Origin of the sequence: Erwinia sp. (genome assembly GCF_031978025.1) — a bacterium.
Taxonomy (GTDB): domain Bacteria; phylum Pseudomonadota; class Gammaproteobacteria; order Enterobacterales; family Enterobacteriaceae; genus Erwinia.
Window position 1 is genome coordinate 5,451 of the sequence record NZ_DALZCD010000059.1, and the last position, 636, is coordinate 6,086.

At 46.4% G+C, this 636-nt stretch carries 1 protein-coding gene and 1 pseudogene; both read left to right on the plus strand.

What is annotated here, in order from left to right; genetic code table 11:
- A partial coding sequence (locus tag RTK32_RS06820; protein WP_312042721.1) for a hypothetical protein occupies window positions 1–233 on the plus strand: 233 nt, incomplete at its 5' end.
- Between the two features lie 262 nt (window positions 234–495).
- Window positions 496–636: pseudogene (locus RTK32_RS06825) on the plus strand (serine protease); the annotation flags it as partial.

Below are 636 nucleotides of genomic sequence, written 5' to 3' on the forward strand. Positions count from 1 at the left end.
AGGCTGCTAAAAAAGTGCACCACAAAAAAGCCACCAAGCCAGCTGCACAGAAAGCGCAGGCTGCTAAAAAAGTGCACCACAAAAAAGCCACCAAGCCAGCTGCACAGAAAGCCCAGGCTGCCAAAAAAGTACACCACAAAAAAGCAGCTAAGCCAGTAGCGCAGAAAGCTCAGGCTGCCAAGAAAGTTCACCACAAGAAAACCGCTAAGAAAGCTGCTGCACCTAAAGCTTAATCGCAGAAGTTAGCCTTCAACGTAGTTTGTTCACTTAAACACCCGGTTCAGCCGGGTGTTTCTTTCCTGGAGTATCGGATGATGGTGCGTCGCTATTTATTCGAAATTATCCTGGGCTGTTTGATTCTTTGCGGCGTTATTGCCTTCAGCTTTTACCTTTAACAGACGTAGCCTGCTGATTTTTAGATTAAACTTCCTTTTTACCGCCAGCCGACTATAGTTATTACCACCTGCGGTTTTTAATCTCCATTCAGAGAGAGACATGCGCCTGAAAGCTTTTTTTTTAATGGGATGTTTAGCCTTTTCCTTCTGTAGCCATGCCGGTGACGACAATGCGCAGGAAGTCAAAACGCTGTTTTTCGGCAAAGACGATCGTCATCCTGTCAGTGATACGGCCAGCCAG